Origin of the sequence: Oceanococcus atlanticus (assembly GCF_002088235.1) — a bacterium.
In the GTDB taxonomy this organism is placed as follows: domain Bacteria; phylum Pseudomonadota; class Gammaproteobacteria; order Nevskiales; family Oceanococcaceae; genus Oceanococcus; species Oceanococcus atlanticus.
Genome location: NZ_AQQV01000004.1, coordinates 188,692 through 207,552 on the forward strand (window position 1 = coordinate 188,692; position 18,861 = coordinate 207,552).

At 59.7% G+C, this 18,861-nt stretch carries 18 protein-coding genes; 15 read left to right on the forward strand and 3 right to left on the reverse strand.

Features of this window, described 5'->3' with window-relative positions:
• Positions 1–17 precede the first annotated feature (17 nt).
• Together recG and ubiA are read left to right on the forward strand one after the other, a co-directional pair.
• A complete protein-coding gene (gene recG, locus ATO7_RS15260; RefSeq protein ID WP_083563249.1) occupies positions 18–2,024 on the forward strand; it encodes an ATP-dependent DNA helicase RecG in 2,007 nt (668 codons plus the stop codon).
• 25 nt (positions 2,025–2,049) lie between these two features.
• Entirely contained in the window at positions 2,050–2,898 is an 849-nt protein-coding gene (ubiA, locus tag ATO7_RS15265; RefSeq protein WP_083563251.1) for a 4-hydroxybenzoate octaprenyltransferase, read from the forward strand.
• A gap of 16 nt (positions 2,899–2,914) precedes the next feature.
• On the opposite strand, the gene ATO7_RS15270 is transcribed toward ubiA, so the two are convergent.
• Complete coding sequence (locus ATO7_RS15270; RefSeq protein ID WP_083563253.1) at positions 2,915–3,682, reverse strand: ComF family protein; 768 nt, start codon at positions 3,680–3,682, stop codon at positions 2,915–2,917.
• Here ATO7_RS15270 and bioB point away from each other — a divergent pair.
• From bioB to ATO7_RS15295, 5 genes are all read left to right on the forward strand, one after another.
• Positions 3,681–4,691 carry a biotin synthase BioB gene (bioB, locus tag ATO7_RS15275; RefSeq protein ID WP_083563257.1) on the forward strand — a complete coding sequence of 337 codons (1,011 nt, stop codon included), beginning with the start codon at positions 3,681–3,683 and terminating at the stop codon, positions 4,689–4,691. The two genes, ATO7_RS15270 and bioB, sit on opposite strands and share 2 nt — an antisense overlap.
• Positions 4,672–5,847 carry an 8-amino-7-oxononanoate synthase gene (gene bioF / locus ATO7_RS15280; protein ID WP_240499499.1) on the forward strand — a complete coding sequence of 392 codons (1,176 nt, stop codon included), beginning with the start codon at positions 4,672–4,674 and terminating at the stop codon, positions 5,845–5,847. The genes bioB and bioF overlap by 20 nt, the downstream gene beginning before the upstream one ends.
• A 1-nt stretch (position 5,848) precedes the next feature.
• Complete coding sequence (bioD, locus tag ATO7_RS15285; protein WP_083563262.1) at positions 5,849–6,532, forward strand: dethiobiotin synthase; 684 nt, start codon at positions 5,849–5,851, stop codon at positions 6,530–6,532.
• A gap of 138 nt (positions 6,533–6,670) precedes the next feature.
• Entirely contained in the window at positions 6,671–7,684 is a 1,014-nt protein-coding gene (locus ATO7_RS15290) for an aromatic ring-hydroxylating oxygenase subunit alpha (protein ID WP_146680392.1), read from the forward strand.
• A 68-nt stretch (positions 7,685–7,752) separates the two neighbouring features.
• On the forward strand, positions 7,753–8,079 hold the full coding sequence (locus tag ATO7_RS15295) for a 2Fe-2S iron-sulfur cluster-binding protein (protein ID WP_083563264.1): 327 nt from the start codon (positions 7,753–7,755) through the stop codon (positions 8,077–8,079).
• Between the two features lie 6 nt (positions 8,080–8,085).
• On the opposite strand, the gene ATO7_RS15300 is transcribed toward ATO7_RS15295, so the two are convergent.
• Positions 8,086–10,236 carry a molybdopterin-dependent oxidoreductase gene (locus ATO7_RS15300; protein ID WP_083563266.1) on the reverse strand — a complete coding sequence of 717 codons (2,151 nt, stop codon included), beginning with the start codon at positions 10,234–10,236 and terminating at the stop codon, positions 8,086–8,088.
• 361 nt (positions 10,237–10,597) lie between these two features.
• On the opposite strand from ATO7_RS15300, the gene coxB reads away from it, so the two are divergent.
• The 4 genes from coxB to ATO7_RS15320 all read left to right on the forward strand — a co-directional run bounded on the left by coxB (position 10,598) and on the right by ATO7_RS15320 (position 14,973).
• Positions 10,598–11,764, forward strand: coding sequence for a cytochrome c oxidase subunit II (gene coxB, locus ATO7_RS15305; protein WP_206044955.1), 1,167 nt, complete (start codon positions 10,598–10,600; stop codon positions 11,762–11,764).
• 19 nt (positions 11,765–11,783) lie between these two features.
• Positions 11,784–13,418 (forward strand): cytochrome c oxidase subunit I, encoded by a 1,635-nt coding sequence (ctaD, locus tag ATO7_RS15310; RefSeq protein WP_083563270.1) that lies wholly within the window; start codon positions 11,784–11,786, stop codon positions 13,416–13,418.
• Between the two features lie 115 nt (positions 13,419–13,533).
• A complete protein-coding gene (locus ATO7_RS15315) occupies positions 13,534–14,097 on the forward strand; it encodes a cytochrome c oxidase assembly protein (RefSeq protein WP_083563272.1) in 564 nt (187 codons plus the stop codon).
• A gap of 15 nt (positions 14,098–14,112) precedes the next feature.
• Positions 14,113–14,973: a cytochrome c oxidase subunit 3 gene (locus ATO7_RS15320; protein ID WP_083563273.1), complete on the forward strand. Its 861-nt coding sequence runs from the start codon at positions 14,113–14,115 to the stop codon at positions 14,971–14,973.
• A 77-nt stretch (positions 14,974–15,050) separates the two neighbouring features.
• Here ATO7_RS15320 and ATO7_RS15325 read toward each other — a convergent pair whose 3' ends face one another.
• Positions 15,051–15,254: a twin transmembrane helix small protein gene (locus tag ATO7_RS15325; RefSeq protein WP_083563274.1), complete on the reverse strand. Its 204-nt coding sequence runs from the start codon at positions 15,252–15,254 to the stop codon at positions 15,051–15,053.
• 12 nt (positions 15,255–15,266) lie between these two features.
• Here ATO7_RS15325 and ATO7_RS15330 point away from each other — a divergent pair, with 12 nt between their 5' ends.
• The 4 genes from ATO7_RS15330 (at position 15,267) to cyoE (ending at position 18,546) form a co-directional block, all read left to right on the forward strand.
• On the forward strand, positions 15,267–15,977 hold the full coding sequence (locus tag ATO7_RS15330) for an SURF1 family protein (protein WP_083563275.1): 711 nt from the start codon (positions 15,267–15,269) through the stop codon (positions 15,975–15,977).
• Positions 15,974–16,561 carry a hypothetical protein gene (locus ATO7_RS15335; RefSeq protein WP_083563276.1) on the forward strand — a complete coding sequence of 196 codons (588 nt, stop codon included), beginning with the start codon at positions 15,974–15,976 and terminating at the stop codon, positions 16,559–16,561. The genes ATO7_RS15330 and ATO7_RS15335 overlap by 4 nt, the downstream gene beginning before the upstream one ends.
• Before the next feature lie 87 nt (positions 16,562–16,648).
• Positions 16,649–17,647, forward strand: a complete 999-nt coding sequence (locus ATO7_RS15340) for a COX15/CtaA family protein (RefSeq protein ID WP_083563277.1) — start codon at positions 16,649–16,651, stop codon at positions 17,645–17,647.
• On the forward strand, positions 17,644–18,546 hold the full coding sequence (gene cyoE / locus ATO7_RS15345; protein WP_083563278.1) for a heme o synthase: 903 nt from the start codon (positions 17,644–17,646) through the stop codon (positions 18,544–18,546). The genes ATO7_RS15340 and cyoE overlap by 4 nt, the downstream gene beginning before the upstream one ends.
• Positions 18,547–18,861 lie beyond the last annotated feature (315 nt).

The window sequence follows — 18,861 nt, forward strand, 5'->3', positions numbered from 1 at the left end:
GCCGCGTAGGGCATGTCGTGCAGCTGACCGAGCTGGCCGGAATCGGGCCGGCGCTGGCAGACAAATTTCGTGCGCTGGGCATCGAGCAGGTCGCGGATCTGCTGTTTCATTTGCCCTTGCGGTATGAGGATCGCACCCGGGTTCAGCCGTTTGGTGCGGCGTGCGAGGGTGAGCCCTTGCTGGCCTGCGGTCAAGTAGTCGACAGCCAGATTCGCTACGGGCGCCGGCGCAGTCTGGTGGTGACCTTGCAAGATGACAGCGGGCTGCTGAGCGTGCGTCTGTTTCACTTTTCAAGTCGGCAGATGGGGGCGTTCAAGCCGGCCGCCTGGGTGCGCGTGTTTGGCGAAGTGCGTCGCGCCGGCTATCAGCTGGAAATGGTTCACCCTGAATACCGGGTGGTGCCAGCGGATCAGGCAGGTCAGGCCGAGCACGACACGCTGACCCCGGTCTACCCCGCTGTGGCCGGTTTGAGCCAGAACCGAATTCGCAGCGCCGTCGAGCAGGCTTTAAGACTCGCCGATACGCTGGTCCCGGATCTGCTGCAGGCGCGTTTTGAGCTGGGCCTGCATGCGGCATTGCGTCTGATTCATGCGCCACCGCCCGATCAGCAAGCGCAGGTCGAGCAGGCCCGCAGCCGACTGATACGTGAAGAGTTGCTGGCGCATCGCCTGGCCATGCTTAACCTGCGCGCGCGCAAGCTGCAGCAAAAAGCTGCGCCGCTGGGCGATCGCGATCTGCTGGAGCGTTTGCGTCAGTCTTTGCCGTTTGTCCTGACCGGTGCACAGGACCGGGTTCTGGATGAGATTCTGCGGGATATGGCGCAGCCCAGCCCGATGCTGCGTCTGTTGCAGGGCGACGTTGGGGCGGGCAAGACGGCGGTGGCCGCGCTGGCGGCTGCGGCAGCCCTGGGGGTGGGTTTGCGCGCCGTGTTGATGGCGCCGACCGAAATTCTGGCGCGGCAACACGCCAAGACCCTGAGTGCCTGGTTCGAGCCCTTGGGCGCGCCGGTGATCCTGCGTATAGGTGGGCAGGCGGGTGGCGGCGAGCCTTTGCCGGCCACCGGGGCGGCCCTGATTGTGGGCACTCACGCGCTGTTTCATGGCGAGCCCGAATTCGGCGCGGTTGGTCTGATCATCGTTGATGAACAGCATCGTTTCGGTGTGGACCAGCGCCTTGGGCTGAAGAAGCTGGCCACCCGTGATGATTGCCACCCTCATCAACTGGTGATGACGGCAACGCCGATACCGCGCACCCTGGCGCAGACTTTTTTTGCCGATCTGGATTTTTCCTCGATCGACGAGTTGCCGCCGGGGCGCAAGCCGGTGGTCACGGTGGCGCTGCCACAAAGCCGCCGAGGCGAGGTTATCGAACGCTTGCGCAAAGCCTGTGCTCAGGGCCGCCAGGCCTATTGGGTCAGCCCGGTGATCGAGGCTTCGGAATGGGCCGAGGCGGCCGAAGATATCCACGCCGAGCTGACCGCAGCGTTGCCGGGGCTGAATGTGGCGCTGGTGCATGGGCGGCTCAAGGCCAAGGACAAACAGGCGGTGATGCATGCGTTTGCGGCCGGTCAGGTGCAGATTCTGGTGGCCACGACGGTGATCGAAGTCGGGGTTGATGTGCCCAACGCGTCCGTGATGGTGATCGACAATGCCGAACGTATGGGGCTGGCCCAGTTGCATCAGCTGCGCGGCCGGGTCGGGCGTGGCGGGGTGGCCAGTCATTGTGTGCTGATGTACCGTCCGCCGCTGACCGACACCGCGCGTGCGCGCCTGGATGCTTTGCGTCACGAACACAACGGTTTTCGGCTGGCTGAGCGTGATCTGGAACTGCGCGGCGCCGGTGAGATTCTGGGGACGCGTCAGTCGGGATTGAGCGAGTTCCGCATTGCCGATCCGCAACGTGATGCCGCGTGGTTGGGGGAGGTGCGGGAGTTGGCCCGGCAGGTTTTTGAGCAGCAGCCCGAAGTGGTTGGCCCTTTGCTGGTGCGCTGGCTGCCCGCCGGACAGAAATACGCGGACGCATGAGCGAGCAAGAACATTGAGTGCATTGATGCAGCGGTTAAACGCCTACTACCGATTGGTGCGTCTGGATCGGCCGATCGGCAATATGTTGTTGTTGTGGCCGACCCTGTGGGGCCTTTGGGTTGCGGCGGACGGTCTGCCGCCGTGGAACATTCTGGCGATATTCGTGCTCGGTACGTTTCTGATGCGGGCGGCGGGATGCGCCATCAATGACTTTGCCGATCGCAAGATCGACCCGCACGTCAAACGCACCGATCAACGTCCGCTGGCGGCCGGCGAGATTCAGGCCTGGGAAGCGGTCATGGTCTTCGTGGTGCTTGCGCTGGTGGCCTTCGGCCTGGCCCTGCAACTGAATCGCCTGGCTTTGCTGTTGAGTATTCCGGCGGTGATCCTGGCCGGCTCGTATCCGTTTGCCAAACGTTACACCTACCTGCCGCAGGCTCATTTGGGCATGGCTTTCGCTGCCGGTATACCCATGGGGTTTGCCGCGCTGACCGGGCAGGTTCCCGCGCTGGCTTGGTTGCTGGTACTGATCACCCTGCTGTGGACCATCGTGTACGACACGTTCTATGCCATGGTCGATCGCGACGACGACCTGAAGATCGGGGTCAAATCCACTGCCGTGCTGTTCGGGCGTCATGATCGACTGATCACCGGGCTGTTGCAGCTCGCAGTGATCGGCCTGCTGGTGGTGCTGGGGTGCTGGAAGGGCTATGGACTGTGGTTTTATCTGGGTGTCGCGGTCGGGGCGGGGCATTTCGTATGGCAGCAATTTCTGATTCGTGAGCGCCAGCGCGAGCCCTGTTTTCAGGCGTTTCTCAACAATCATCGCTTCGGCATGGCGATCTTCGCCGGTCTGTTGCTGCAAACGCTCTAGGGCCTGTTAACAGGCCCTAGGTCACGCGCGCCAGGGTGATGGCACCAACCTGCTCGGCGCCGGCCTGGCGCAGTGCCTTTGCCATGGCATGCAGGGTGGCGCCGGTGGTCATGACATCATCAAAGATGAGCACGCGCAGACCGCGCACTTCAGGCGTGGCGGAAAACGCCTGATTCACGTTGGCGCGCCGCTGGGGCTTGTCCAGATGTGTTTGCTTGCGGGTTGCGCGGTCACGCCGAAGCAGGTCACTGCGTAACGGCATGTGCCAGCTCGAAGCCAGTGGCCGGGACAATTCCAGGGCCTGATTGAAGCCGCGTTCACGCAGACGACTGATATGTAGCGGCGCCGGGATCAACGCATCGAATCCGTCCCCTGGGATGTCTGCCGGCAGGTGCTGGAGCAATTGCTGGCCCAGCAGTGGCGCCAGCACCAGCTTGTGCTGAAACTTGAGGGCGTGAACCATCTTGCGCAGGGCTGCGTTGAATGCAAAGCCGGCCCAGACCGGATCCAGCCTTACGCGGCTATGCAGACAGGCGCCGCACACCTGCACGTTTGGGTTTGGCAGCGGCAGGGCGCAATGGCGGCATTGCCATCCCAGAGCTTGCAGTTTGTGCAGGCAGGTAGCGCACAGCCCGCCCGGATCGGATTGCGGTGTATCGCAAGCCGGACACAGCGGCGGCAGTAGGGCGTCCAGCAGCCTGTCAACCCGTCGTCCGTAGCTGGGTTGACAGCGTTGACGGGCGCTTTCATGCTCTGCGCCTTGACTCCGATGGAATAGGGCCATGGCTGAGCTACGCCACGACTGGCGCGCGGATGAAGTGCGCGCATTGTTTGATCTGCCGTTCAACGACCTGCTGTTTCGTGCACAAAGTGTGCACCGTGCACATTTCGACCCCAATGAAGTGCAGCTCAGCACATTGCTGAACATCAAGACCGGCGCCTGCCCGGAGGATTGCTCGTACTGTCCCCAGAGCGTGCGCTACAACACCGGTCTGGATGCGGAGCCGCTGATGCAGGTTGAGCAGGTGCGTGAAGCTGCTGAGCGTGCCAAGCAGGCCGGTGCGACGCGTTTCTGCATGGGCGCGGCCTGGCGCAGCCCCAAGGATCGCGACATCGTGGCCGTGGCCAAGATGATCAAAGCGGTGCGCGATCTGGGCATGGAAACCTGCATGACACTGGGCATGTTGACCGAGCAGCAGGCGCAGCAGTTGCGTGATGCAGGGCTGGATTATTACAACCATAACGTGGATACCTCCCCGGAGTACTACGAGAAGATCATCACCACCCGGACCTACCAGGACCGCTTGGATACCCTGGATTCGGTGCGCAAGGCCGGCATGAAAGTGTGCTGCGGCGGCATCGTCGGGCTGGGCGAGGAGGTTGGCGACCGGGCTGAGATGCTGCGTACGCTGGCCAATCTGCCGACCCATCCGGAAAGCGTGCCGATCAATCAGCTGGTCAAGGTCGAGGGCACTCCGCTGGATCAGGTTGATGATGTGGCTGCGGTGGATTTCGTACGGACCATTGCGGTGGCCCGCATCCTGATGCCCAAATCCATGGTTCGCCTGTCTGCCGGGCGCACCAGCATGTCGCCTGCGGTGCAGGCGCTGTGCTTCTTCGCCGGAGCCAATTCCATGTTCTACGGTGAGAAACTGCTCACCACCGGCAATCCTGAGCACGAAGCGGATCAGCGATTGATGGCGGATCTGGGCATCCGCGCCATGGCGGTGGAAGCTGCTACCGAATGCCAATCCCAGCCCGCGGCCGCAGACGGTGACGCAGCCGCTGCCTGAGTTTGCTGCCCAGCGTTTAAAGCATATCGAGCGCGCCAACCGCTACCGGGTTCGGCGCGAATACGCCGCCCGTCAGGGTATGGCGGTGGCTTGCGATGATGCCGATTTAACGCTGTTCTGCAGCAATGACTATCTTGGTCTGTCTGATCACCCGCGGCTGGTCGAGGCCTTGAGCCAGGCGGCCGAGCGCTATGGTGTGGGCAGTACGGCATCGCAGTACATCAATGGCCACAGCGCCGAAATTGCGGCCTTCGAGCGCGAGCTGGCGGCCTTTCTGGGTTATCCGCGGGTGCTGTTGCTCGGCTCGGGCTATCTGGTCAATACCGGCGTGATTGATGCGCTGGTCGGGCGTGACGATGTCATCGTCTCCGATGCGCTCAATCATGCGTCGCTGATCGACGGCTGCCGTTTGTCGGGGGCGCGCGTCGAGCGTTTTGCGCATGCTGACATTGAGGCGGCTGATCAGGCGCTGGCGGCATGTGCTGGCGATGGTCAGCGTTTATTGCTGTCCGATGCGGTGTTCAGTATGGATGGCGATATCGCCGATATTCCGGCGCTGGCCAGATTGGCCCGACAGCGATCTGCCTGGTTGATGCTTGATGACGCGCATGGTGTTGGGGTGCTGGGGCCGCAGGGGCGCGGGGCTGTGGCCTTGCATCAATGCGGTGTCAGTGAGGTGCCGGTGCTGACCGGTACGCTGGGCAAGGCTTTCGGGGTTTATGGGGCGTTTGTGGCGGCTTCAAGCGAAGTCATTGATTACCTGACCCAGGTGACCCGAACCGGCATTTTCGCCACCGCCCTACCGCCGCCGCTGGTCGCCAGCCTGCGTGCAGCGCTGGAGCTGGTTGCTTATGCGGATCAGCGGCGCGCTCATCTGAATGGACTGATTGAGCAGTTTCGTGCCGGGCTGGTGCGGCTGGGCTTGCCGGACACCGCTTCGAGTACGCCCATTCAACCTCTGATTGTCGGCCCGGAGGATCGTACCCTGGCTTTGTCGGAGGCCTTACGCGCGCGCGGCCTGTGGGTCACCGCGATTCGACCGCCCACGGTGCCTGCGGGCACCTGCCGTTTGCGCATCACCCTGAGTGCCGCGCACAGCGAAGCCGATGTGCAGCGTTTGCTAGCTGCGCTTGACGAGATCATGCCGAGAGACTGATATGCCGACCTTGTTCGTAACAGGCACCGATACGGATTGTGGAAAGACCCATGTCAGCGTGGCGTTGCTGCATGCGTTGGCAGCGCGGGGCAAGTCAGCGGTGGGGTATAAGCCGGTGGCGGCGGGTTGTGAGCATGGCCCCGCAGGCTTGAGCAATGCCGATGCGCGCACCTTATGGGCGGCTTCCGCGCCGGGCTTTGACTATGCCGACATCAACCCGGTCACGCTGGAACCGCCGATTGCCCCGCATGTGGCCGCCGATGATCTGGGTCTTACCATCGATCCTGCCGCGCTGATTGAAGGGGCTGTTGCGCTGCAGTCACGCAGTGAGTGGGTAGTGGTGGAAGGCGCGGGCGGTTTTCGGGTGCCGCTCAATGCACAGCAGGACTTCGCCGACATGGTTGAGGCTGCGGCTTGGCCGGTGTTGCTGGTTGTGGGCATGCGGCTGGGCTGCATCAACCACGCGTTGCTCAGTGTGGAGGCGATTCAGCGGCGTGCCCCCTTGCTCGGCTGGGTGGCCAATGTGCTGCCGCCGGAACAGCCACGCCTAGGCGAAAATATCGCCGCCTTGCAGGACAGAATTCCGGCACCGTGTCTGGGGATTGTGCGCGCTGCCACACCGCAGCAAGCCGCCGACGAGATTGATGTCGAGCAGCTTGAGTATATTTTGAGGAAAACCCCTTAATATAACGCTTGGTGTTATCAGTCGCAAGATGCTTCCACGGGATGCCGGGCGCGTCTGGTGAGGGCATTCTGTACCCATCAGACACGATGATCGCCCTGTCGCAGGGCGTTATCGGCAATACGATGGAGGAAGTTTCAAGTGAGCGTGATCGATCTCAAGTTGCTGCAGGAAACCAAAACGCTGGAGCGTTGCCCGTTCCCGATTCCTGCCGGCTGGTTCTTCGTGGACTATTCCAAGAATTTGGCGCCTGGCGAAGTGCGCAACGTGTTCCTGCTTGATCAGGAATGGGTGCTGTTCCGCGGTGAAGGCGAAGAGGGCAAGGCTGGTCTGAGTGACCCCTTCTGTCCGCATCTGGGCGCTCACCTTGGGCATGGCGGCAAGGTTGTTGGTGACAACATCCGTTGCACCTTCCACCACTGGCAGTTCAACCCGGAAGGTTGGTGCAAGGATGTGCCCTACGCCAAGATCATGCCGCCGGTGTGCAAGAAGCAGCCGATTCTGCGTACCCTGCCGGTGATCGAGAAATGGGGCATGATCTGGTGCTGGTACCACCCGCAGGCGGAAGCGCCGCAGTGGGAGCTGCCGAGCATTCCCGAGCTGGAAAGCGATGACTACATCGAACCGCGCACCGGCCACTGGGAGGTCAATACCGCAGTGCAGGAAGTGGCCGAGAACGGGGTGGACTTTGCCCACCTGAAGTTCCTCCATGGCGAGCCGGAAATTCCGCCTGCGACCACGGAGTTCAAGGGCCACGAAATCTTCACCGACATGAAGAACGGCTACATCAAGGGCCATCAGTGCGGGCCGGGTCTGGCGATCTTCCGCTTCGATCATGAAGGCGTGGTGGCCACCATGGTGTCCTACTCGGTGCCGTACACGCGTGAACAGACCAAGATGAACATGAGCTTCACCCACTTCAAGTACCCGGAAGGGACCAAGGAAGCGATGGTGGCTCAGCATCTGGTCAATCACATGGTTGGCGAGGCCGATGGCGAAGAATCGGCGGGCTTTGAAAGCGTCGATTTCATCGTTTGGAACAACAAGAAATACCGGCCCAATCCGTTGCTGTGTGACGGTGATGGTCCGATCCTGCAGTACCGTAAATGGTTCAAGCAGTTCTATCCGGGTAACGAAGAAAACCCGAACCTTTAATTTCTATACTGTTGATGGCCCCTGGCGCCATGTGCGCCCGGGGCCTTCTTTTTGCTTAGGACAACACCATGGCTCAGATTCATGTCATTCAACGCGACGGCAGCAAGCGCACCATCGAGGCTCCGGAAGGCGAACCTTTGATGGAAGCGCTGCGTGACGAAAACACCGGCGTTGAAGGGACCTGCGGCGGAACGTGCTCGTGCGGAACCTGCCACGTTTATGTGGCGGGCGACTGGCAGGGCAAGGCTGGTGGCCGCAGCGATGAAGAAGACATGATGCTTGAAGCCTTGGAAGAGTATGTCGAACTGCGTCCGGGGTCGCGATTGGCGTGCCGTATTGAGGTCAGCAACGCGCTGGATGGTCTTGAGGTTGAGATCGCCCCGCCGGTGGAGTAAGTGTCTTCAGGCGAGCGCCTGAACGTCGACCGCAATCCCGTTCAGTGCGGCATTGCCAGAGAGCCTATCAAGTGCTTGGTCGTCGGTTAGCGTGTTGAGGTTCACACCAGCGTGAGCTTGCGCGGTTTTCCAGCTGGTGTCGTCTTTGTCATGACCCCAGCCGTGCGGAATGCTGATTACCCCGGGCATTACTTCGTCGCTGATGCTCGCACTCACTTCAAGTTCACCGACGCGTGACCGCACTTTCACCCGTGCGCTATCGCCGGCCAGCCCAAGTCTTTCGGCATCGTTGGGGTGAATCAGCGCCACGCAACGTGGTTTGCCTTTGACCAGCCGATGGCTGTTATGCAGCCAGGAATTGTTACTGCGAACGTGGCGGCGGCCGATCAGAACCATTTTGTGAGCTGAGGGTTGAGCAAACGTCTCTTCGACGCGCTGCAGATCTGCGAGGAAGAACGCCGTGTCGAGATGAATTTTTCCATCCTTATGATGCAGCGCGTCTGGCAGCATAGGTTTGAGCGGGCCCAAATCGACACCATGCGGGTGGCGCTTCAGGCGGCTGATGCTGAGGCCTTGCCCGAACGGTTTGAATCCAGCGCCGTAAGAGCCATTGCGTAGCAGTAAATCGACCATCCCGGTTGGCCCGAGCAGGCTCATGGCGCGGCGCCCCAGCTTGTCCTTGAGGGTCTTGGCGGGGGCCAGGCGCTCTTGCAGGGCAAGAAGAATTTCCCAGTCGTAGCGGGCCTCCGCCGGTTTATCGAACAGTGGCGGGCAATAGCGTGCGGTATTGCGCACCGCGAGCAGATGAAAAATCAGGTCGTAGTGCGCCCGTTCAACCGGGCTGACCGGCGGCAGGATGATGTCGGCATGCCGGTTGGACTCGTTGATATAAAAATCGATGCTGACCACGAAATCCAAACTGGCCAGCGCGCGGTCCAGCTGATCGCCGTTGGGGGTTGAGACCACCGGGTTTCCGGCAATCAGAAACATCGCCCGGATCGGGGTGTCGTCTTGGTTCTGGCGGGGTGTGAGGATATCTTCAGCCAGCGTGGAGACTGGCAATTCTCCGCCGAACTCCGGCAGCTTGCGTACGCGCGAGTGAAAGCGCCCCATGCTGCCCGGATTGGTCTGGGCCAGGATGTTGGCTGCAGGCGTTGTGAACATCAGGCCGCCGGGCGCATCCAGCCGGCCAGTCAGAATATTGAACAGCATGATCAGGTACTGGCACAGCGTGCCGAAGGTCTGGACCGAAACGCCCATGCGGCCGTACAGAACAGCTGCGTCGGCAGCGCAGAAGTCGTCAACCAGCTGGCGGATGCTGGCCGCAGCGATGCCGGTGGCGGCTTCAGCGCGCTCTGCGCTCCACGGCGCGAAGTACGCTTGTAGGCTTTGCGGATCCGTATCCAGATAGGCGCTCAGCACACCCGGGCGTACCTGACCGCTTTCAAACAGATGGTTGAGCATGGCCAGCAGCAGGGTCGCGTCGCTGCCTGGGCGGATGAAATGATGGACATCGGCGATGTTGGCGGTTTCGCTGCGGCGCGGATCAATGACGGTGACGCGCCCCCGCTCGCTCACGGCGCGTAGGCGTTTTTTGACGTCAGGCACGCTCATGATGCTGCCGTTGGAGGCGAGCGGGTTGGCGCCGAGCATCACAAAGTGGTCGCAACGGTCGATATCCGGAACCGGTATGCGCAGCTGATGCCCGAAGAGCTTCCATGAGACGAGGTGATGGGGCAGTTGGTCGACCGATGTAGCGGAGAACCGATTGCGTGTTTTCAGGGCGCGTAACAGCGGCGGCCCCATCAGCAACGAACCCAGATTGTGTGCGTTGGGGTTGCCCAGATAGGCGCCCACGCTGTTGTGCCCATACTCGGACTGAACCCTTTTGATGCCCGCTGCGGCTTTGTCCAGAGCTTCATCCCAGGATATCGGGTGCCATTCTCCGTCGCGTTTTTCCAGTGGTGTGCGCAGGCGGTCGGGGTCGTCGTACAGGTCTTTGAGCGCAACCGCCTTGGGGCAAATGTGTCCGCGGCTGAACGGATCGTCAGGATCGCCCTTGATCGACGTGATCTTTTGATCTTCCACACTGATGGTGATGCCGCACATGGCTTCACACAGGTTGCAGCTGCGGTGGTGGGTGTTCGCGGCGCTCATACAGATTCCCGTGGGGAGAATGTGATGGGCCAGCCTAGCGCCGAAATTCCATATCGGCAAAGCATTTTTCGCCAGTTCCGGGATTTTGGGAGTGGCCTGTCGCCCGGGGATGGACTAAAATTCGGCTGCTGAGCTGCGTGGACGTAAAAGCGCGGTTTAACAACCTGTTTGGGGAAAGGCTACATAGCCCGTTGGCCGTGCCTTATGAGGGAGCCGGTCGGTGCCGCGAGGACAGCTGCCCGAGCGGTAATGCGCATTGACGCAGACGAAATATAACGGTGTTTGTGAAAGCACTGTCGACGCAGTCACCGCGGTGGCTTGCCGGAACGCCACGATGAACAATGTGATGGAGAATTGTCGAATGGGACGATTGATTTGGGGCCTGTCGGGCATGGTGCTGGCCAGTTTGGCGCATGCTGCCGAATACAACATGCCCGTCGGTGTGACCGAGATCAGCCGGGAAGTGCATGGATTGCACATGCTGATTTTCTACATCTGCTGCGCGATTGGCGCCGCGGTGTTCGGCGTGATGATCTACTCCATCATCGCTCACCGTAAGTCGGTTCACCCCAAACCGGCGGATTTCCACGAGAGCATCAAGGTCGAGATTGCATGGACCGTGCTGCCCTTCGTCATTTTGATCGCAATGGCTATTCCGGCTGCCGGCACGCTGATCAAGATGGAGGACACCTCCGATGCCGATATCACCATCAAGATCACCGGCTATCAGTGGAAGTGGCACTACGAATATATGGATGAAGGCGTTTCGTTCTTCTCCAATATGGATGCCAAGAGTAACGTTGCGCGTCAGTTGAATTCGGGTATCAATCCTGCCGATGTGCCCAACTATCTGCTGGAAGTGGATGAGCCGCTGGTCCTGCCGGTTGGCAAGAAAGTGCGTTTGCTGCTGACCTCCAATGATGTCATCCACGCTTGGTGGGTGCCGGAGCTGGCGACCAAGAAGGACGCCGTTCCGGGCTACATCAACCAGCTGTGGACCAAGATTGATGAGCCCGGTATCTACCGTGGCCAGTGCGCTGAGCTGTGTGGTCGTGACCATGGCTTTATGCCGGTGGTTGTGCGTGCTGTTCAGCTTGAAGAGTATGAGCGTTGGATCGCCGAGCGTGGCGGCAAGGTTGGTGGCGCAGATGAACAGAGCGCTGCAGCCGAACCGGTTGAAGTGGCCAGTGCTGATGCGCCTGCGGTAAGCAGCGAGCCGGCCGAGCTGACCCGTGATCAGCTCATGTCGGAAGGTGAAAAGGTTTACAAGAACTACTGCTCGGCCTGCCATCAGGCGGATGGTTCGGGGATGGCGGCTGCCAATTTCCCGCCGTTGACGGGAAGTCAGATTGCGAACGGGCCGGTTGACGCCCACATCGACATGGTGCTGCAGGGCAAGAATGCCATGGCGGCCTTCGCATACCTCAAGGATCGCGAAATTGCCGCGGTCGTCACCTATGAACGTAATGCCCTGGGCAATGCCGCCGGCGATGTGGTTCAGCCGGCCCAAATTGCTGCCCGTCGCTAAGATTTTCGGAGTCTGATCAATGAGCGAACATCACGATAGTCATCACGACGATCACGGCCCGGAAAAGGGCATCATGCGGTGGATAAAAACCACCAACCATAAAGATCTGGGCACCCTGTATCTGTGGTTTGCCTTCATCATGTTCTTCATCGGCGGCGTGATGTCGCTGATTATCCGTCTTGAGCTGTTCTCGCCTGGCCTGCAGTGGGTCAATCCGGAGTTCTTCAACTCCATGACCACCATGCATGCGCTGATCATGATTTTCGGTGGGGTGATGCCGGCCTTTACCGGTCTGGCCAACTGGATGGTCCCGATGATGGTTGGCGCCAGTGATCTGGCCCTGCCGCGTGTCAACAACTGGGGCTTCTGGATCCTGCCTTTCGCCTTCACCCTGCTGCTGTCGACTTTGTTCATTGACGGTGGGGCGCCGGCCAGCGGTTGGACCATGTACCCGCCGCTGGTGTTGCAGACCGGTGACGCATTCCCGTTCATGATCTTCGCGATCCACCTGATGGGGATTTCCTCGATCACTGGTGCGATCAACGTGATCGTGACCATTTTGAACATGCGCGCGCCGGGTATGACCCTGCTGAAAATGCCGTTGTTCGTATGGTCCTGGCTGATCACGGCCTACCTGTTGATTGCGACGATGCCGGTTCTGGCCGGTGCCGTGACCATGTTGCTGACCGACAAGTACTTCGGAACCAGCTTCTTCACCGCCGCCGGCGGTGGTGACCCGGTCATGTACCAGCACATCTTCTGGTTCTTCGGCCATCCCGAGGTCTACATCCTGATTCTGCCGGCTTTCGGTATCGTCTCCACGATCATTCCGACCTTCGCGCGCAAGACCTTGTTCGGCTACGACTCCATGGTCTACGCCATGGCTTCGATCGCATTCCTGTCGTTCATCGTGTGGGCCCACCACATGTTCACGGTGGGCATGCCGCTGGCTGGCGAGTTGTTCTTCATGTTCGCCACCATGCTTATCGCGGTGCCCACCGGGGTGAAAGTGTTCAACTGGGTGGCCACCATGTGGCGTGGGTCCATGACCTTCGAAACACCGATGTTGTTCGCGCTGGGCTTCGTGTTCCTGTTCACCATCGGCGGTTTTTCTGGGTTGATGCTGGCGATTGCTCCGGCTGATTTCCAGTACCACGACAGCTACTTTGTGGTTGCGCATTTCCACTATGTGCTGGTGCCGGGGGCTGTGTTCTCGATCATCGCCGGCATGTACTACTGGATGCCGAAGTGGACCGGGCACATGTATCACGAAGGTCTCGGCAAGCTGCATTTCTGGCTGTCGGCAATCGCCATTAACCTGACTTTCTTCCCGCAGCATTTCGCCGGTCTGGCGGGTATGCCGCGCCGTATTCCTGACTACGCCGTGCAGTTCACCGACTGGAACGTGATTTCGTCCATCGGCGCATTCTTCTTCTTCATCGCGCAGTTCATCATGGCCTACAACTGGATCGTGAACTGTGTCATGCGCAAGGGTGCTCCGGCGACCGCGCGCGTTTGGGAAGGGGCTCATGGGCTGGAATGGACTGTGCCGTCACCGGCGCCGTATCACACCTTTGAAACCCCGCCGGTGATCAGCGAGAGCGAAATCACCGCTGTGCACGATGAGCCGGCAACGGCACCGTCGCGGGCGTAAACGTGAGCGATCAGGACCCGCGCAATAAAAAGCGTCCCAGTAATGTGCGTCTTGCATTGATGCTGGGCGCGGTTGCGCTGACCTTTTATTTCGCCATGTTTGTGGTCATGTCACGGTGAGCAGCGAAAAGCACAAGCGCACACCGCAGCAGCGCCTGTGGCATCTGGCCCGCCTCGGCGGGCTGGTGCTGGGTATGTTCGCGTTCGGCTATGCCTTGGTGCCGCTGTATGGCCTGGTCTGTGATATCACCGGTTTGAACGGCAAAACCGACGGCATCACGCTTGAAGACAGCGTGACCGAAGCGCCTGATCAGGAACGTGTTGTGCGGGTCGAATTCTTGACCACGGTGAACAACAGTCTGGATTGGGGCTTCGGTGCGGAGAGCAGCTCAATCGAAGTCCATCCGGGCAAGCTGTATACCGTTAACTTCTTTGCCGAGAACCGCACGGCTCAGGACTACATTACCCAGGCGACGCCCAGTGTGGTGCCCTGGAATGCCGCGCGTTATGTGCGCAAGACGGAATGTTTCTGTTTTTCCCAGCAAACGCTGGATGCGGGCGAATATAAGAAGATGCCAGTACGCTTCATGCTGGACCCCGCACTGCCACCAGAGGTTACTACGGTAACCCTGTCGTATACCTTATTTGATGCAACCGGGCTGGCCCAGACAGCCCAGTGACTGGAGTAGTTAGAGATGTCTAGCAATACTGGCGGATACTTCGTTCCTGCCCCCACGGCATGGCCGTTCTATCTCACGATTGGCCTGTTCCTGCTGCTGGGTGGTGTTTCCAACTACCTGAATGGTCACGGGACGTCGATCTTCATGTGGACAGGCTTGGTGATCGCACTGGCGTTCATCTGGATCTGGTTCCGCGGCATCATCAACGAATCCGAGTCCGGCAAGTATGGCGAGCAGGTCGACATGACCTACCGCTGGGGGATGGGTTGGTTCATCTTTTCCGAAGTGATGTTCTTCGGTGCATTTTTCGGCGCCCTTTTCTACGCGCGTCAGCTGTCTCTGCCGTGGCTGGGCGGTACCGACGTCATGACCAATGCTGTGCTCTGGCCGCAGTTCGAAAATGCCTGGCCCACCAATGGCCCCGGTAGCATGGGTGGTGACTTCGGCATCATTCCGCCGTGGGGTGTGCCGTTCCTCAACACCATGTTGCTGCTGACCTCAGGTGTGACACTGACCTTTGCCCATCATGGGCTGCGTGAAAACAAGCCGCGCCGCAACGTCATTCTGTGGATGTGGGCGACCGTCGCGCTGGGTTGCATCTTCCTGTTCTTCCAGGCCGAAGAGTACATCGTTGCCTATCAGCATCTGAATCTGACGATGGAATCAGGTATTTATGGCTCGACGTTCTTCATGCTGACGGGCTTCCACGGCATGCACGTGACGCTGGGTACCTTGATGCTGCTGGTGATTACCTTGCGCCTTATGAAGGGGCACTTCAAACCCGATTCGCATTTCGGTTTTGAAGGGGTGGCCTGGTACTGGCACTTTGTCGACGTGGTTTGGCTGGGGTTGTTCGTTTTCGTATACATCCTGTAGCCACGACATACGGCCAGATCAGAAAAAGGGCGCTTAAGGCGCCCTTTTTCATGTCATGCGCGTGGCGCTGTCTCAAATCATGGCACGATGCCATGCGGCTGAATCCAGCCCATGAAATAGCTGACGATCAGAATGACGATCAGACTCACCGACAAGCCGACGCGTATGATCAACGCATTAACCGTGCGCTTTTTCGGCCCACTGTCATTCAGCATGAAGAACATCGCGAATCCGAGTGACACGATGATGGCCAGTAACATCAGGGAAATGAACAACTTCATCAGGGTGATCCCATGAGATTTCGCCCGCCGGTTTGGGCCACGCTGCTGACAACGTTTGCAGTGGTGCTGTTTGGCAGCCTGTCGTGGTGGCAGATGCAGCGCGGGCAGGAAAAGGCTGAAATCATAGCGCGTCAGGGCAATCACAGTGACGCCGTTGTCGATGTCGCACGTACGCAAACCTTACCGGCGCACGGTCGGCGGGTGGAATTGCGTGGCCACTGGCTGGCTGATGAAGAGGTGCTGCTCGACAACAAGACTCACAACAAGCGAATTGGCGTTGAGGTGTGGACCCCGTTACGTCTGAGCGGCAGCGATCATCTCATATTGATCAATCGCGGATGGGTACCGGCGCCTTTGCGGCGCGACGAGTTGCCCGACACCGGTCAACTGCCAGGCGAGCAGGTTACCTTGCAGGGCTATTGGCGCAGCCTTCCGCGTGCTGGCCTGGCCACCGATGATGGTCGCTGTGATGCTTCGATGTCAGGCTGGCCACAAAGACTCAACTACCCCTCGCATGCGTTGTTGGAATGTCTATATCAACGCCCCGTGGCCAATGGCATCGTGTTGCTTGATCCCCAGGCAGACGGTGGTTTCGTGCGCGAGTGGACCGATCTTGGCATCCCGCCAGAGCGCCACTATGGCTATGCCTTTCAGTGGGCATCGCTGATGCTGACCGCGCTCATTCTTTACATCATTTTGAACTACAGGCGCTCTTCGCCATGACCCAGAGAAATCTCAATCGCATCAAGTTTGTCGCCATGGCGGTGCTGTTTTTTGCCCCCATGGTTCTGGCCGCAGTGCTGTATTACGGGCCTGACTCATGGAAGCCGCACAGCTACACCGCCGAGGGCACCTTGCTGAATCCGGCTCGACCATTGCCTCAGGTGGACTTCCGGTTGGCCGATGGAGAGAGTGCCTCGCTGGATACGCTGTGGACGATATTGCACGTCCAGAATGAGAGTTGCCAGGACGATTGTCAGTATCGTTTGTGGCAGACGCGGCAGATGCGCACTTTGCTTCATCGTCGGCGCGGACGGGTACAACGTGCGGTGCTGGTTTCACAGCCCGCCGAAGCGCCGGAGCTCGCGGCGGCCTTGGCAGAAGGGCATCCGCGCCTGAAAGTGTTGGCCCTGAATGCTGCGGACCGCGCAGTGTTTAATGATTGGCTGGGTAGCCTGCCGGTCGAAAACCCTGTGTTGCTGATCGATCCATTGGGCAACTTCCTGATGTACTACGGCGATGAACTCCCTTTGGAAGGTATGCACAAAGACATCAAGCGCTTGCTCAAGCTTTCCAACATCGGATAGTTGCCACGGCGGCTTTCGGATATGGATGCTGAATCGGCCCGAAAACTCTAAAATACCCGGTTACCCCACTCATCAATTGGCATTGCTGTGTCTGACGCTGTCTACAAGAAACTGTCGCTGTTCACACTGATTCTTTGCTTTGGCATCGTCGTGCTGGGGGCTTATGTGCGCCTGTCCGACGCCGGGCTTGGTTGTCCTGACTGGCCGGGCTGCTATGGCAAGATTCTGGTGCCCGCGGCTGAAGTTGCACAGGCCCACGCCGGTCATGCTGACCGACCTCTGGAGGCGGCCAAGGCTTGGAAGGAAATGGTTCATCGCTATTTCGCTTCAAGCTTGGGTTTGTTGATCATTGCCTTGGCTGTGTTCGGCTGGAAGCGGGGGCTGCCGCGTAGCCTTTTGCTTGGCCTGGTCGGTGTGGTGATCTTCCAGGGCATCCTGGGGATGTGGACGGTGACCTGGCAACTCAAGCCTCTGGCCGTTAGTGCACATCTGCTTGGTGGGATGACCACCTTGAGCATGTTGCTGTGGTTGCGTCTATTGCTAAACCCTGCGCCGATAGGGGCGGGCTTGAGTGCCTTGCGCGGATTTGCTGCAGCGGCGTTGCTGGTGCTGATCGGGCAGATTTTCCTCGGAGGTTGGACCAGCAGTAACTACGCGGCCTTGGCTTGCCCGGATTTCCCCACCTGTCACGGGCAGTGGTGGCCGGCGGATACAGATTTTTCCAACGCCTTTGTCTTGTGGCATGGCCTGGGCATCAACTTCGAGTACGGCATACTTGAGAGCCCCGCGCGCACCGCAATACACCTGACTCACCGGGTGGGCGCTGTTGTCACCGCGTTAACCCTTTTTACTCTGGCGCTTTGCATCTGGCGGCGAACCCAGGCGCGAGGTCTGGCCCTGTTGCTCGGTGGCGCTCTAACCTTGCAGCTGGCTTTGGGAATAGCCAGCGTCAAACTCGGCTTGCCGCTGCTCATCGCGGCCGCGCATAACGCCGGCGCGGCCCTGCTGGCGCTCGTGGTTGTGGCCATCAATGTGCAGGCGCGCCGCGAACGTCCTGTCTCCGCAGCTGTGGTGGCCTCGGCATGAGCAGTACAACACAGTCGATGCCGTTGCCGCGCTGGCGTGAATACTACGAGCTGACCAAACCTCGTGTGGTTCTTCTGCTCGTCTTTACGGCCGTTATCGGCATGTTTCTAGCCACCCCCGGCATCGTGCCCTGGCCTGTGCTGATTGGCGGCAGTGCGGGTATTTGGCTTTGCTCGGCTTGTGCTGCCGTGCTCAACCAGTGGGCCGACCGTGAGGCGGATGCACGTATGGCGCGCACACGGCGACGCCCGTTGCCGACCGGCACTCTGAGTGACGTCCAGGCGCTGGGCTTCGCTGCGGTACTGGGTATCACTGGTGCGGCCTTGCTGTACTGGCTGACCAATACGCTGACAATGTGGCTGACGCTGATTTCCCTGGTCGGTTACGCGGTGATCTACACCCTGTTTCTGAAGCGCGCGACGCCTCAGAACATCGTCATCGGTGGAGCTGCTGGAGCGGCGCCGCCACTGCTTGGCTGGACCGCAGTCACCGGCGAGGTGCACGCCCACGCCTTGATCCTTTTTCTGATTATTTTTGCCTGGACCCCGCCACACTTCTGGGCCCTGGCCATCGATCGCCGGGATGAGTACGCGCGAGCGGGCATTCCCATGCTGCCGGTTACCCATGGGGTGCAATTCACCAGCTTGCAGATCCTGCTTTACACCGCAATCCTTTTTGCGGTGGCGCTGCTGCCCTATGTCGCGCAGATGAGCGGCTGGCTTTATCTGGCTGGTGCGTTGCCACTTGGCGTGCTGTACCTGTTGTGGTCTTGGCAGCTGGTGCGTAAACCCGTTGATGATCTGCCACGCAAACTGTTCAACTATTCGATCATATATCTGATGGCGATATTTGCATTGTTGCTGCTGGATCACTATCTGCTGCCGGTTGTGGCGGTTTAGCTGCCACCACAAGGCATCGGTGCAGTGCTGTCTCGAATGGATTGGCAGCAATGGGCTCCGCTTACGGCTCTGAAACCGCGCGAGCTGCTCTGGAAATGCGTTGGCTGAGCGTTTCCCAAGTGCTGCAAATGCCCGTAAATACGTGGCAAGAGCAGGTCAAACTGAAAATTTTACGAAGAAGTGAAAAAAACAGTTGACGCCTCAGAGGGGGCGTGTATCATACGCCTCCCTTGACGAGCAGCCTGCTTCACACGAGCGGGGCGAGACGTCAAAAGTTCTTTAAAAATCAAGCAAGTAATTTGTGCGGGTGCTCCT